The organism is Rhodococcus sp. 06-1474-1B (assembly GCF_002258885.1).
In the GTDB taxonomy this organism is placed as follows: Bacteria; Actinomycetota; Actinomycetes; order Mycobacteriales; family Mycobacteriaceae; genus Rhodococcoides; species Rhodococcoides fascians.
Map to the genome: position 1 here is coordinate 15,212 of NZ_NOYR01000036.1, position 14,563 is coordinate 29,774.

Annotated in this window: 14 protein-coding genes; 11 read left to right on the forward strand and 3 right to left on the reverse strand. The window is 63.4% G+C overall.

Annotated features, from left to right (window positions below; all coding sequences use genetic code 11):
- Positions 1 to 180: 180 nt before the first annotated feature.
- The gene (locus tag CH266_RS24780) at positions 181 to 1,104 is read right to left on the reverse strand and encodes a cation diffusion facilitator family transporter (RefSeq protein WP_032370892.1); all 924 of its coding nucleotides are present in this window, start codon (positions 1,102 to 1,104) and stop codon (positions 181 to 183) included.
- Between the two features lie 238 nt (positions 1,105 to 1,342).
- Here CH266_RS24780 and CH266_RS24785 point away from each other — a divergent pair, with 238 nt between their 5' ends.
- The 8 genes from CH266_RS24785 to CH266_RS24820 all read left to right on the forward strand — a co-directional run bounded on the left by CH266_RS24785 (position 1,343) and on the right by CH266_RS24820 (position 9,871).
- Positions 1,343 to 3,382, forward strand: a complete 2,040-nt coding sequence (locus CH266_RS24785; protein WP_094688968.1) for a cytochrome c oxidase assembly protein — start codon at positions 1,343 to 1,345, stop codon at positions 3,380 to 3,382.
- 510 nt (positions 3,383 to 3,892) lie between these two features.
- The gene (locus tag CH266_RS24790) at positions 3,893 to 4,690 is read left to right on the forward strand and encodes a M23 family metallopeptidase (protein ID WP_080729311.1); all 798 of its coding nucleotides are present in this window, start codon (positions 3,893 to 3,895) and stop codon (positions 4,688 to 4,690) included.
- 25 nt (positions 4,691 to 4,715) lie between these two features.
- Positions 4,716 to 5,069: a BlaI/MecI/CopY family transcriptional regulator gene (locus tag CH266_RS24795; RefSeq protein ID WP_032370891.1), complete on the forward strand. Its 354-nt coding sequence runs from the start codon at positions 4,716 to 4,718 to the stop codon at positions 5,067 to 5,069.
- Positions 5,066 to 6,022 carry a M56 family metallopeptidase gene (locus CH266_RS24800; RefSeq protein WP_032370890.1) on the forward strand — a complete coding sequence of 319 codons (957 nt, stop codon included), beginning with the start codon at positions 5,066 to 5,068 and terminating at the stop codon, positions 6,020 to 6,022. Before CH266_RS24795 ends, CH266_RS24800 begins: the two co-directional genes overlap by 4 nt.
- Before the next feature lie 86 nt (positions 6,023 to 6,108).
- Complete coding sequence (gene ctaD / locus CH266_RS24805) at positions 6,109 to 7,881, forward strand: aa3-type cytochrome oxidase subunit I (RefSeq protein ID WP_052053812.1); 1,773 nt, start codon at positions 6,109 to 6,111, stop codon at positions 7,879 to 7,881.
- 94 nt (positions 7,882 to 7,975) lie between these two features.
- Positions 7,976 to 8,575: a copper resistance CopC family protein gene (locus CH266_RS24810; RefSeq protein WP_032370889.1), complete on the forward strand. Its 600-nt coding sequence runs from the start codon at positions 7,976 to 7,978 to the stop codon at positions 8,573 to 8,575.
- Between the two features lie 10 nt (positions 8,576 to 8,585).
- Complete coding sequence (locus CH266_RS24815; protein ID WP_032370888.1) at positions 8,586 to 9,548, forward strand: cytochrome c oxidase assembly protein; 963 nt, start codon at positions 8,586 to 8,588, stop codon at positions 9,546 to 9,548.
- A 32-nt stretch (positions 9,549 to 9,580) separates the two neighbouring features.
- Entirely contained in the window at positions 9,581 to 9,871 is a 291-nt protein-coding gene (locus tag CH266_RS24820; RefSeq protein ID WP_052053811.1) for a DUF4229 domain-containing protein, read from the forward strand.
- Between the two features lie 72 nt (positions 9,872 to 9,943).
- On the opposite strand, the gene CH266_RS24825 is transcribed toward CH266_RS24820, so the two are convergent.
- Positions 9,944 to 10,363 carry a hypothetical protein gene (locus CH266_RS24825; protein ID WP_094650287.1) on the reverse strand — a complete coding sequence of 140 codons (420 nt, stop codon included), beginning with the start codon at positions 10,361 to 10,363 and terminating at the stop codon, positions 9,944 to 9,946.
- Between the two features lie 117 nt (positions 10,364 to 10,480).
- The gene (locus CH266_RS25615; protein WP_155288467.1) at positions 10,481 to 10,657 is read right to left on the reverse strand and encodes a hypothetical protein; all 177 of its coding nucleotides are present in this window, start codon (positions 10,655 to 10,657) and stop codon (positions 10,481 to 10,483) included.
- A 57-nt stretch (positions 10,658 to 10,714) separates the two neighbouring features.
- Between CH266_RS25615 and CH266_RS24830 the strand changes: the two genes are divergently transcribed.
- The 3 genes from CH266_RS24830 to CH266_RS24840 all read left to right on the forward strand — a co-directional run bounded on the left by CH266_RS24830 (position 10,715) and on the right by CH266_RS24840 (position 14,283).
- Positions 10,715 to 11,182, forward strand: a complete 468-nt coding sequence (locus CH266_RS24830) for a TniB family NTP-binding protein (protein ID WP_230593005.1) — start codon at positions 10,715 to 10,717, stop codon at positions 11,180 to 11,182.
- A 1,532-nt stretch (positions 11,183 to 12,714) separates the two neighbouring features.
- On the forward strand, positions 12,715 to 13,404 hold the full coding sequence (locus CH266_RS24835; RefSeq protein WP_032370995.1) for a ParA family protein: 690 nt from the start codon (positions 12,715 to 12,717) through the stop codon (positions 13,402 to 13,404).
- Positions 13,405 to 14,283: a ParB/RepB/Spo0J family partition protein gene (locus tag CH266_RS24840; RefSeq protein WP_032370887.1), complete on the forward strand. Its 879-nt coding sequence runs from the start codon at positions 13,405 to 13,407 to the stop codon at positions 14,281 to 14,283.
- Positions 14,284 to 14,563 lie beyond the last annotated feature (280 nt).

A 14,563-nucleotide genomic window follows, 5' to 3' on the forward strand; every position in this document is an offset into this window, starting at 1 on the left:
GAACATGCGAGGTGGACGGGTTCGGGGTGAACGGTGTCGACCGGGCCGATGTGCGGCAATCGAGGACCCACTCTGTGCCCCCACCCGACTGGTGCCGGTTCCGGTACATCGCTGCCGTGTCGACGACAGCACGGCGTGCCGATCTCGCACCGGGTCGAGACCTGCCTACCAGAGACCTGCCTACCAATTGACCTCTCGGCAACGGCCTTCGCCTTCCTGGGGTTCGACCTGCACAGTGGCGTGCTCGAGACCGAACTCGTCGCGGAGAACCTGCTGCGCTGCAGCGAGCACCCGGGGTGTCTCGGCCTCCGGGGCGACCGTCAGATGCGCCGAAGCGACCTCCATCCCCGACGTCAGTGTCCAGATGTGCAGATCGTGTACCTCTTCGACATCGTCGACACCGGTCAGGGCCTTTTCCACGGCGGCGACATCGATGCCCGACGGAGCGTGTTGCAGCAGAATTCGTACGGCATGACGCCCCAGAGTGAATGCACGCGGCAAAACGAACAACCCGATGGCGACCGCGATGACCGGGTCGGCGTACCGCCACCCGAACACGACGGTGACCAGTCCGCTGACGAGCACTCCGATCGAGCCGAGCATGTCCGCCATCACCTCCAGATACGCACCCCGAACATTGAGGCTCTCTTTCGCACCACTACGCAGAAGGAGGAACGCGATCAGGTTCATGGCCAGACCGAGCAGTGCCACCAACATGACCGGAATCCCGGGCACCTCCGGTGGGTTCGTGATGCGTTGCGCGGCTTCGTAGAGAATCCACCCAGCGACACCGAAGAGCAGCACTGCATTGAACAGAGCCGCGAACACTTCGGCTCGATACAGTCCGAACGTGCGGCCGGTCTTGCGAGACTGCCGCTGTGCGAGTGTGATCGCCACGATCGCCATCAAGACCCCGAACACGTCGGTGAACACGTGTGCGGAATCGGACAACAACGCCAGCGACGAGGTGGACAGACCCACTACCACCTGCGTCACCAACGTAACCGCCCCGAGACCGACAGCGATCCACAGTCGCCCGAGGTGCTTACCGGATGCGCTCGCCGGCGATCCCGGCTCTATCCCGTGGCCATGTCCGTGTCCCATCGTGGGTACCCCTTCTCGGCGTGGTTCGATAGCAGGAACACAACATATTGCGATATGCGCATATATGCAAGTGTCGTGTTCGCTGGAAGCTGCTGCCCGCGCGGCCGCACTGCGTCGGCGCAGAACTATGATTCGTAGTAGTTCGATCTCGGTTGCGCGACTCGGTCGCGCAGCCGTGCCGATATTGCCGGCCGACAGTTTTCCCGCCACACATCATCCACGTAAGGGGTGCCGCGTCATGGCCACCGACGACATGGCCACCGAAGCCGCACTCTCGACCCGCGGTCCGGTGAATCGACGCTCCGGTTCGCAGGTGATGCTGCTGTGGGCCGCGATCGCGGCAGTGGTGGCCGCTGCGCTCGCGGCGTTGTCGACGTCGCAGGCGCTGATTCTGCTCGGGCTTCCCGATCCGGGACCGATCACGACCTACGGTATTCCGGCGCTGACCGCGCTCGGAGAGGTAGCCGCGGTCGTGGCGGTGGGGTCGTTGCTTCTCGCAGCGTTCCTCGTTCCTCCCCAAATGTCGGGTGTGCTCGACATCGACGGGTACATCGCCGTCCGCACCGCGGCGAAGGCCTCCGCAGTGTGGGCGGTGTGCGCAGCGGCGTTGGTGCCGCTGACGCTCTCGGACGCGTCGGGTCAACCTGTCGGATCCGTTGCGGCGCAACCGGTGCAGTTCCTCGGTGCGATCGGCGATGTCGAGGCCTCCACTGCATGGGCCATCACCGCCGCGATCGCGGCGATCACCGCCGCAGCATGCGCGGCGGTGTTGCGGCATCGATGGACCCCCGCCTTGTTCGCCCTGTCGATGCTCGCGTTGATCCCGCGCGCGGTCACCGGCCACTCCTCGACCGGCGGCAATCACGACATCGCGACGAACTCGTTGATCCTGCACATCCTCGCCGCCGCACTGTGGGTAGGCGGACTCCTCGCACTTCTCGCTCACGCGCTGCGCGGGGGTGGACACCTTGCCGTCGCGACCCGCCGCTACTCGACGCTCGCTCTGGTTGCGTTCGTGATCATGGCGGTCTCCGGAGTGGTCAACGCTGCCGTGCGAGTACCCGTGACGTCGCTGTGGGATTCGACGTACGGCGCTCTGATACTGGCGAAGATCGCAGCCCTGGCGATCGTGGGGACCCTCGGGTGGATACAGCGACGACGAACGGTCGGCGCTCTGGCTCACGATCCCGAGAACCGCAGATCCCTGATCACGTTGTCGATGATCGAGACCCTCGTTCTCGTCACCACAGTGGGCCTGGCGGTCGCACTCGGTCGCACTCCCCCGCCCCCGCCGCAGGACGCCTCGCTACCTCAGGCGCACGAAGAAGCCTTGGGCTACGTGTTGGACGGCCCGCCCACCGCTGCGCGGTTGGCGTTCGAGTGGCGTTTCGACCTGGTGTTCGGGTCCGCGGCCGTGATCGCGGCTGTTGTGTATCTGGTGGCCGTGCGGCGTCGTCGGCGGGTAGGCCTGCCATGGCGGCGGCGGTGGACCGCGAGCTGGTTGATGGGCACTGCGGTGCTGCTCGTGGCGACCTCGTCCGGGGTCGGGCTCTACAGCCCGGCGATGTTCAGCGTGCACATGGCGGGACTGACCGCGGTCGCCATCGCCGTGCCGTTGCTGTTGGTCCTCGGCCGACCGGCCACCTTGGTCGCCTCGGTCCTGCCGACCGCGCCGGCAGCCGAGGCACCGGGCTCGCGCGAATGGCTCCGGGCTGCATGGCACAGCCGAGCAGCCCGGATCGCGATCCACCCGTGGGTCAGCACCACGGTGTTCCTGAGCAGCTTCTACCTGCTCTACCCCGGCGGAGTGTTCGACACCGTCGCCGACTCGCATGTGGCACACATGGTGATGAAGGGCTGGTTCCTGACCGTCGGGATGGTGATGTTCTGGGGCACGGTCGGCGAAGACCCGGTACCGAGACCGATCCCGGGACTGACGAAGTTGCTCGCGAGTATCACCGCGTTGGCCGGGTTCGCATTCTTCCTCGTCGTGACGATCGATCTCGAGACCGCGCTCGGAGCGAGCTTCTACAGCGGACTGCGTCTGGATTGGAACGCAGACCTGCTGGCCGACCAGCGGCGCGGCGGCACTCTTGCGTGGGGCATCGGCGAGTTACCGTTGCTCGCTGCCGCGGTTCTCGCCGCGGTCCGGTGGTCGGCGGCCGACGAGAACGCGGCACGACAACGAGACCGCCGAATCGACGATCAAGGTGATACCGAACTCGAGGCGTACAACACCATGCTCGGTGGCCTGTCCTCTCGGCGCGATCACCCCTGATACCCGAAAAATCCCGTTCTCGGTCAGGGTCGCCGCAGCCCGGTCGCCGCAGCCCGCGGGATGTCCTCCGAGGACCGTGACCAGCGGTATGAGCGAATCCGGGTCGAAGGGGATGGAAAAACTATGCTCGATAGTAGTAACCTGTGGCCTGACCGTCACCATTTCGTTATCTCGAGCGAGGCCTCGGCCTCGTAGCCACCAAGGATTGTGATCTTGGCCCGACACCGCACACCCGATCCGATCGACGACGACTGCGCAGCGCCGGCGCGCGGCGGCGTGATCTCGATGCCCGTCGGCACCAGGCCGACGGCGCTCACCGATCGCCCCCGTCATCGACGGGCCGAGTTCGCACCCTCACGTTTCGTGACCGAGTCGCCCGCCGATGCCGGGTACTCCGACACTCTGCCGGAGGACGAGCACACGCCCTCGGCGCAGACGCCCGCACCGGATGAAACCGTTCACGCGGTCAGCGACGCCTGGGACACCGCGGCCGCGGACACTACCGCGTCGATGTGGGCGGCGCACGTGGCCGGTCCGGACGAGGCGACGCACGACGACGGGGGCCGCGCCGATGTCCAGGCCGTGTCGCGAACTACTCGCCGCGGACTTCATCGCCGCCGGGTGCCGAAGCCGGGTGGCCGCGCCATCGCTGCGTCGGTCGCGGTCGGTGCCTTTCTTTCCGCGGCAGCGACGGCTCCGAACACCGGGTCGCAGGACAGTGTGGCGCTCAGCGCCGCGAGTATCGATCGACCTCCCGCCGGCGCCCTGCCGCCGAGCCCGGTCGTTGCCTCACCCCCGCAGGTGTTGCAGTTGCCCGATCTCGACGTCGGCCGGTTGGCGCAGCGCATGACCGAACAACTCGCCGAGGGGGGAGTTCGGGCGGCGGAGCGCGCAGCACGCGATGCCGAGGCGCGCCGCCCGCTCTCGGTGGTGCCGGTGTCGGGAACATTGACCTCCAGTTCTGGGCCACGTTGGGGGACAACGCATTACGGACTCGACATCGCCAACACGATCGGGACGCCGATCGTATCGGTGACCGACGGCGAGGTCATCGAAGCAGGGCCGGCGCAAGGGTTCGGCCTGTGGGTGCGTATTCGTCAGGACGACGGCACGATCGGGGTGTACGGCCACATAGACCAGGCGCTCGTCACCGCCGGTCAACGCGTGAAAGCCGGCGAGCTCATTGCTACGGTAGGCAACCGAGGCCAATCCACCGGACCCCACCTGCATTACGAAGTGTGGCAACCCGACGGTGCCAAGTCCGACCCGGCGGCGTGGCTGTCGGCACGCGGAGTCGATATCACCTGACACGACAAGGAAAGAAGAACTGGCGATGAAAAGGCTCGGTGATCTCGAAGCGGAGGTGATGAACGTGCTCTGGGAATGCGATCGACCGCAGTCGGTCCACGACCTGCGCGAGCGCATGGCCGGCAGAAACCCCGCCTACACCACGATCCTGACCGTCGTGACCCATCTCCACGAGAAGGGGTGGGTCGAGCGGACCAAGCAGTCACGCGCGTACCTGTACTCCCCGGTGCAGTCGCGCGCGGAGGCCACCTCGCAAGCGCTGCGCGAAATCCTCGACACCAGCACCGACTCGGCCGCCGTCCTGATGCATTTCGCGAAAACCGTCACCGACGACGAGCTCGACGCTCTGCGGGGGAACCTGCCGGACGTGAACCGGTGATCGTCGCGCTGGCGTTGCTCCTCGCGGCGATCATCGCGGCCGTCGCCCTGCCGCAGCCGTTGACCTCTCTCACCCGCACCGTGAGCCCCACTCTCGCCTTGACCGCATGGATCGGCAGCATCGCCGGGGTGCTGTTTCTCGTGGGATCCGCGGTGACCGTGTTGCTCTGGCCCGGCCATGCGCCCGCCGAGGGCATGGTCGAACTTGCCGTCCGCTGCCTGGGATCGCTGCAACACGCGGCGCAGCCGTGGATCGGTGAAGCTGTAGCCGGGGCATCGGTCGTCCTCGCGGCGTCGGCGTCGGCGCGCGTCCTGCGCTCGACTCGCCGTCAGCTTCGAGCCCGGTCCAAAGTCCGCGACTATCACCGCGATGTCATCGCCGTCGTCGCGCGCACGGACCCCGGACCCGAACCGATCATGTGGCTCGACCACCCGCTCCCGCTGGCCTACAGCATCGACGGTCGCCCGGGCTACGTCGTGGCCACCGAAGGCCTGCTCGCCCATCTCGATCCCGATCAGCAGCGAGCTGTGATCGCACACGAACGTGCCCACCTGCGCGGGCGACACCACCGCATCGTCAACATCTGCGAGATCCTGGCCAAAGCACTTCCTCGCGTTCCTCTGTTCGCCGCAGCACCTGCAGCGGTGCGGGTTCTGGTCGAGGTCGCCGCGGACCGGTCCGCGGCCGCGGTCACCAGCGCCGACACTGTGCGTTCGGCCTTGTCGACGGTCTCGCAGGCGCATTCAGCGCGTCCACTGTGGGCGTTGGGCCTGATCGGGGAATCGACCGCCGAGCGGTTGCACCACCTCGACACGAGCGCGCACACGCCGAGCCGAACCGGGGCAGGCGCGTACGCTGCCGCCGCCGTGCTGCCGCTCGTGGTGCCGGCCGCCATGGCAATCCTCCTTCTCAGTGCGGTCTCCGCCGCAGCGTGCGCGGTTCTGCTGACTTGAACCACCCCTAAATACTATGCAGCATAGTATTTGAGTTAGGCTGTCGGACGCGTCCTGTAATTCGCGTGCGATTCGAAGGTGGTTCCATGACGGCGCTGACATCTCCTCCGGCTGCGCCGGCGGTTCGCCCCTATCCTCCCCGCGGGGCCCGCAAGGGGTCGTTCCTGCACACGATGGTCACCACCACCGATCCGAAGGTCATCGGGCTGATGTATCTGGTGACCTCGTTCGGGTTCTTTCTCGTCGGTGGCCTGATGGCGTTGATCATGCGCTCCGAGCTCGCCGTTCCGGGAATGCAGTTCCTCTCCAACGAGCAGTACAACCAGCTGTTCACCATGCACGGCACGATCATGCTGCTGCTCTACGCCACCCCGATCGTTTTCGGCTTCGGCAACTACATCCTGCCGCTGCAGATCGGCGCACCCGATGTCGCCTTCCCCCGGCTCAATGCCTTCAGCTACTGGCTGTACCTGTTCGGCGCGCTGGTCACCACCGCAGGGTTCATCAGCCCCGGCGGTGCCGCAGATTTCGGCTGGACCGCGTATACCCCGTTGAGCAGCGCCGTCTACTCCCCCGGTATCGGATCCGACCTGTGGATCGTGGGCTTGCTCGTCGCGGGCCTGGGCACCATCCTGGGCGGGGTCAACATGGTCACCACCGTGGTGTGCCTGCGCGCTCCGGGAATGACGATGTTCCGGCTACCGATCTTCACCTGGAACATTCTGGTGACCTCGATTCTGATCCTGCTGGCGTTCCCACTGCTGACCGCGGCGTTGATGGGCCTGCTCGCCGACCGTAAACTCGGCACCCACATCTTCGATCCCGCCAACGGCGGGGCGTTGCTCTGGCAGCACCTGTTCTGGTTCTTCGGGCACCCCGAGGTCTACATCATCGCGCTACCGTTCTTCGGAATCGTCTCGGAGATCTTCCCGGTCTTCTCCCGCAAACCCATCTTCGGGTACAAGGGGCTGATCTACGCCACCGTCGGCATCGCCGCCTTGTCCATCGCGGTGTGGGCGCACCACATGTATGCCACCGGTGCCGTGCTGCTGCCGTTCTTCTCGTTCATGACCTTCCTCATCGCCGTGCCGACCGGGGTGAAGATCTTCAACTGGATCGGCACCATGTGGCGCGGCCAGGTCACCCTCGAATCCCCCATGCTCTTCTCCATCGGATTCCTCGTCACGTTCGTCTTCGGCGGGTTGTCCGGGGTGCTGCTGGCGAGCCCGCCCATCGATTTCAACGTCACCGACACCTATTTCGTCGTCGCGCACTTCCACTACGTCGTGTTCGGAACGGTCGTGTTCGCGACCTATGCGGGCATCTACTTCTGGTTCCCGAAGATGACCGGCCGCATGCTCGACGAACGACTGGGCAAGTGGCACTTCTGGATGACGTTCCTCGGATTCCACGCCACCTTCCTCGTTCAGCACTGGCTCGGAGCGCAAGGAATGCCGCGCCGCTACGCCGACTATCTCCCGTCCGATGGATTCACCACCCTCAACCAGGTCTCGACCGTGGGATCGTTCGTTCTCGGAGCCTCGACGCTGCCGTTCATCTGGAACGTCTTCAAGAGCTACCGCTACGGCGAAGTGGTCACCGTCGACGACCCCTGGGGGTTCGGTAACTCCCTCGAGTGGGCGACCAGTTGCCCACCACCGCGGCACAACTTCACCGAGATGCCCCGAATCCGCTCCGAGCGGCCGGCGTTCGAGCTTCACTATCCGCACATGGTCGAACGCATCCGCGCCGAGCAGCACGTCGGTGGCCCGCACTCGGATTCGATCGCGCCCTCGGAAGTGATCACCGAAGCCATCGCCGGCCGTGAGCGATCCGATCCGCCGGACCCGGTGAAATAACCATCGTCGCAGAAGTGACCCACCGCTAAACCGCCCTCCCTACTACTATGTCCCGTAGTTGTTGGGTCGGGCTCGATACAGAGGAGTACCCCACGTGAAACGTCTGATGCTGATCGCTGTGATGATCTGCGGGACAGCATTGTTCGCTGCAGCGCCGGCGTCGGCGCACAGCGAACTGGTCAGCTCCGACCCGCCCGCCGATGCCACCCTGGAGTTCGCGCCGATCGGTGTCGGTCTGGTGTTCAACCAGGACATCAACGAATCGTTCGCAACCATCAGCGTCGTGGGTCCTGGCGACACTCAGTGGGCACAGGGAACGGCCACGGTCGAGGGCCCCGACGTATCGGTCCTGCTCGAGGACGGACTCCCCAACGGGCAGTACACCGTCGGCTACCGTGTCACCTCCGCGGACGGGCACCCGATCACCGGGTCGTACGGTTTCTCCGTCGACGTTGCGGCGACCGCCACCCCTCAGGACGCCGCTGCACAGCAATCGCAGGGCGGTGCGACCTCGACCTCGCCGACTCCTGTTACCACGGCTACGCAGCCCTACGATCCCAACAATCCCTCCGCCAGCGAAGACCGGCCACCGAAACAGAACACCATGATGCTGCTCTCCATCGTGGGCCTGACTGTCCTCGGTCTCGCTGCCATCGCCCTGACGTTGGTGATCCGAGGCAAGGACAAGCAATGACAGGGTCCCGATGAACATCGCCGCAGTAACTCCCCCGGAAGGCCCGCCGACGCTGGCAGCGTTGCTGAGCTTCGATGTACCGCCGCTCCCGATCCTGCCGATCGCCGGCATCGTCATGGCCGGGCTGTACTGCTGGGGGCTCTACCGGGTCCGCGGTCGAGGTATCGCGTGGTCACGGTGGCGGAGTGCGAGTTTTCTGCTCGGCTGCGCGGCGCTGGTCCTGGTGACCGGACTGCAGGTCGAACGCTACGGTTACAGCCTGTTCAGCGTCTTCATGTTCCAGCATCTGACGTTGTCGATGACCATCCCACCGTTGTTGGTGGTGGGTTCGCCCGGACGACTTTTGTTGCGTGCCACCGCTCATCACGGAACCGGGCGGTGGGTACTGATCGCGGCGCTGACGGGGTTGCGTAGCCGCGCCGGGCGCATCGCGCTTCACCCCGGGCTGACGATTCCGTTGTTCCTCTTCAGCTATTACGGTCTGTATCTGTCGTCGATCTTCGATGTTCTCGCCGTCAGCGAGATCGGGCACGTATCGATGGAGATCTTCTTCTTCGCCAGCGGGCTGCTGTTCATCATCCCTGTGCTCGCCGTCGGCCCCCTCCCTGTTCGGCAGAGCAATCTGGGCCGTATGTTCGACCTGTTCGTCGAGATGCCGCTGCATGTGTTCTTCGGTGTCATCCTGATGATGTCGAGCACCCCCATGCTCGCCACGTTCGCCTCCCCTCCCCCGCAGTGGGGTGTCGATCCGATAGCTGATCAGAAACTCGCCGGGGCGCTGGCATGGTCCTACGGTGAGCCGGTGGCCCTGCTGGTGGTGCTCATCTTCTGCATTCGATGGAACCGAGACGAAAAAGAGGAATCGGCCGTCGCGGATCGCCACGCCGAAGAAGACGGATACAGCGAACTGAACGCCTACAACGATTTCCTCAAGCAGATCGGCACCGAAACCCGGCCCCGCACCCTACGGTGACGCCCGCACAACTACGCACGACAGGACGGCCGATGCCACTGATCCGCACACCCGCAACCCCCCAGGGGCAGCTCGTCTTTCATGTGCTGGCCTACAACGGCGTACGGCTGATACTCGTGTGCGTCGCTGCAGGCGTGATCTTGGCCGTCGACGCGCTGACGACCCTCGACATTCCCTTCGTATTGGTACTACTCGCCGCACTTGCCGCAAGCCTGCCGCTGTCGGCACTGACTCTGAGGAAACGTCGCCGAACCATCAACGCGGACATCGAAGCTGTCGATCGCGCGCGCTCGATCAAGAAGCGAGGTCCCGCGGCGGGATGACCCCGTAGCAGAACTCTCTGACGCCGGCGTACGCATTCACGGCATGGCCGTATCGTTCTTGTCGATCACTGTTCACCCGACCCACTCGATGTGTGGTTGCGCTTCTGGTTTCGGCGCGCCATCGAGCAGTTCGAGGGTGCGTTGCAACAGATTCTCGATCCGATGCTCGAGATCATCGGTTATGTCGGACACATCGGCCAGATCGGTGTGGGCACGGCGGCGGGCATCGATACCGATTCGGTAGTAGTCCGAGTCCAGTGCAGCTGCAACGGGTTGCGGCGGCGAGCCGGTCATGTCCGCTTCCAGCGCGCGATCACCGAGGAGCAGCGACCGAGGCGGTCGTGGGTCGTGTCGAGGCGGCTGCCCAGTGCGATGGGCATCGACGATCCATCCGACCCCTGCCGGGGACATCGACTGTGCGGGGAACGGCATGTGGCCCCACCGGTCGATCGGCACGGCGACGGGACCTGGGTGCACCGACCATCTGGTCATGTCGGGAAAAGCGTTCGCCTGCAAGTGCTCTGAGAAGAACCTGGCCTTCCCGCTGCCCCCAACAGTACGGCATGAAGCGCATTACAGTACACCCGAAATCGGTTATCTCACTGACTATTACGCGACCGATACCTGGATACCGGCGAGGGTGGCGCGCACCATCTCGTGGCCACACGGGGTGTCGTGGCCGAGCCCGCGGTGGGACGAGAGGGCCTCACCTGGCAGTGGCTGCGGATGCAGCGGCCACGGGCGAACGTACGCATCATCGGGCATCGCCGCGAGCCGCGCGTTCACGCGAGGTGGCGCTCGAACTGGCGGCGCCGCTCGGTGGGACCGAGGTACAGAGTGCGCGTGAGCACCGATGAGGTGATCGCTACGGTCATCGACCATCTGGAGACGTTGCTGTCGTGGCCGGACCGACAGCGTATGCCGAACCTACTGTTGCTCGGTCCGACGAACAACGACAAGTCGATGATCATCGAAAAGTTCCGGCGCACTCATCCGCCGATCAGCTTGTCCGACCGCGAGCAGATACCGGTGTTGTGCATGCAGATGCCCCCGGACCCGTCACCCGGCCGGTTCTACCTCGCACTGCTCACAGCGTTGGGAACACCGACCAGGCCCCGCAATCGGGTCCACGAACTCGAACAGCAAGCATTGATGCTGCTCCGCGCCACCGGCGTGAAGATGTTCGTTCGTCCAGACCCTGACACACCTTCATCCGTTCCCTCCTACGAAGCGCTTCTCCTTAGAGGACACAGAGCCTGGACCATTGGTGCCAGCCCACGATTCGACTCACCTGTTGCCCCAATCCCATAGGAGCGCGATTATGTTCGCTCCATCGATGTCAGGATGCAGCCTTGCCAGCGTCGCACTCGGCCTGAGCGAGGCATAGCACTGAAGCCTGCCTCGAAGGGCGCGCTCGAACGGCAACACGAAGAGAGCTCGACGCAAGGGTGCAGCTCTGTACCACTCCAAGGTCAAATTCAATCTTTACCGCGGTAAAGGTCGCCAAGATATGGAACGGGTCACCCGGACTCCAGGCTCTGCAGGCCCCGGTCCCCCAGCGCATCAAGCGCATCCACGATTTAACTCAAGCAAATGCACTCAACAGGAAGTTCCCCAGCACACGCCAGCCTCGTTAAAGCGGATTCGATTGAATATTGTCTATCAAAGGCCCGCCGCCACCTTCGGCCGGCCTTCGAATGCGCACCGCCAAAGAACCCGGAACTTCGACTGCAAATCGGCCAGATCCCGACGCTTGTGGGTGCGACACTTTTCGTCACAGTGACGAAATTGGGTGGGGTGCGACATCCTGCCCCCCGGTCTTACTTCGGCGCGAACTATCGCGATTCACCCTACGTAAATCCGCCGCAAGGCGTTGCCGGCCAAACCAAGGTCCTACGAGATGGCTGAAACTAACTGCCGACAAGAAATGAAACTCAAGGCCTCACTGGAGCCCACATCACCCCACCACCCACTCGCATTTACTGAATCATCACCTTGCGGTGAGAGATCAGCCTTTACCGCGGTAAAGACGCGACAACGCCAAGGCTCAGGACCTAGCGCCTTGACAGTCCGCCGGAATTGGGCGAAACGACCAAACTGGGCCTGCCCGAAAACCCTAACGAAAACTGTTGCACCCTCACTACGATATCGGCCGGCCGATTGCATCAGAAGAGCCTGGTCGCGCATGATTGCAGTGCACTGCAACAGCAAGCAACTAGCGCGTACTTCGAAGTGCAACGACTGTTGCAGAACCAACGCCAGGTCGCGCCCAGAAATCTTAGTACGACGCGCCTCAGCGGGCCTTAAAGACATCCGACGGGCGTGGTGCCGGCACTTCGTGTATCACCATACCTAGCAAGCCTCCCGACTAACTGCTGTCGACCAGCGAACCAGCCAACGTTGGGGACGGCTGCCGTCCGCAGCCCTGCTCGCTGCTTCAATGACACAGTCCTCGCACGAATCTGCAACGGTGTAGCTCCCACACCCTCGGGTCAGAAGTCTGAATACCAGTAGTTGATGGTGCGACAGGCGGACTTAAGCACTGCCCACCTTCACTGATTTGACGTCTACCGCGGTAAAGATTTAGCCGGTAAGTACCACAGCGCGTGGACGAGCCAGTGAGCGCCGAGGTCCAGCGGGGGAGTCTGCCATCGGATCACAGACATGACCCGGCGAGTCGAAGCTACAACCGAACACTCTGGAGGCATAGTGATGTACATTTCGAGGGCGCAAGCAACTCCAGCGCTGCGCGTTCTCGCGGATCTTTACCGCGGTAAAGATCATCGCCAGAACACCACACCGAAGTAGCCGCACCGCGGTGAAGCAAACGGAAGGTGGGCTCAATGCCCGTACACGTAATAATCAGCCAAAAGGGCGGAGTGGGGAAGAGTACCCTCACGATGAACCTGGCGGCAGTCAAGAATGACGTCTTGACTCGCTCCGGAGCCAAGCAGAGCGAATCGCCAGTACTGGCAGCTTCGATCGACCCTCAGGGCTCGGCAGTGTGGTGGGCCGAAAGAGTGCAGGACCTTCCCTTCCGGGTCACTCAGATCGACGACCCGGAAATGCTCCGCCATCTGCCAAACCTGGATGGAATCAAACACGTTTACGTCGATACGCCGGGCTGGATCGGCGATCGTCCTGGGGCTGTAGATAACGGCACTTCAGGACAAGCGCTCGACACTGTACTTTCGGTGACCGATCTCGCGATCGTCCCGATCGTCCCGGAGCCACTCAGCTTCGACCCGACGGCCCGCACAATCTCCAAAGTGCTTGAGCCGAAGGGAATCCCATTCATTGTCGTCATCAACAACTGGGATCCAAGAGACGGCCGAGTCGACCTGGAACAGACCGAAGCATTCGTCCAAGCGCAAGGTTGGCCACTCGCCAACACCGTTGTTCGGCACTACAAGGTGCACAGTCGAGCCGCAGCTCAGGGGCAAGTGGTTACCGAGTACCCGCCAAATCGGGCATCGCTGCAGGCACGTGAGGACTTCCAACGCTTGTGCCTTGAGCTGGAAGTAGGTAAGTAAATGGCAACATCACAGAAGTCCCGGGGCGGTCGGGTCGATTTTTCTAGTCTGGTTGGTTCAGTGGGGGACAAGTCGCCCGTGGATGCATCCATCCCTGTGGATGGCCAATTTAGACCAGATGTGCCTCTGTCCGAACTAGTGGCCAACCCTCGGAATCCGCGCTCAGCGGTCGGGGATCTCGCCGATCTGGCTACAATCGCGGAGCGGCAGCTTCAACCTGGGACAGTGGTTACGAGCGCACGGTGGCTCGAACTTTGGCCAGAGGACGTCGCCAGAATCGGTTCCGCACGTTGGGTTGTGGTCAACGGCTGCCGAAGGCTTGCTGCGAGCGAGAAGTATGGCCGCAAGGGAATGGATGTGGTCGTTCAGGACAGCCTTGCAACATCCAAAGAGGCCATCCTGTGGGCATCAATAGTCGAAAACCTGGACCGGCAAGACTTCGACGTTGTCGAAGAGGCAGAAGCTGTCAACCTTCTTGTTACTGAACTCGGAAGCGCCACCAAGGCCGCTCAAAAATTGGGGCGATCAGAAGGCTGGATCTCGCAGCGGCGCGCATTGCTCAAGCTAGAGCCTGAGTTGCGGGAGAAACTACGTTCAGGCGATCTCGCGATCCGAGACGCTCGGGCGCTGGCGCAGATTCCGTCTGCGGAGCAGGTCGCTGAGTGGTCTTCACGCCAGCAGAACCCACCATCGCCGAAAGCAAACGAGAAGAAACCACGCCGACCCTCCGATGCTGACAAGCAGATCGCATCACGCAGCGCCGCAATCCGGGCGCTGATGAAGCTGAAAAGCGATCCCCACTCTGTGGCAGTCGCGATCAGGGAAGCGCTCAACGAGGAGGACATACGTGAGCTGGTGAAGACGCTTCGAGGCATCTGACACAGCTCATCCAACCAAGAAGGCCTCGGCGGAAAGCACATCCGCCGAGGCCTTGCTGCTGAGCCTCCGATTCGGACCAGTGGGGAAGTGGAGCGGAGGCTTAAGCCCAGGTAGCCGGTCTGTGTCAGAAGCGCGACCCACCACTTCGCCAGCTCTGATCGGTCGCCAATGGCACTCTTGCAGATAGAGCTTCCTACTCACCCTTACTTATTCAGATTAGACCAACGTAAATTGCATTTTCCGCACCGTGTCACGTGAAACGGCAGTTCAGCACAGTTTT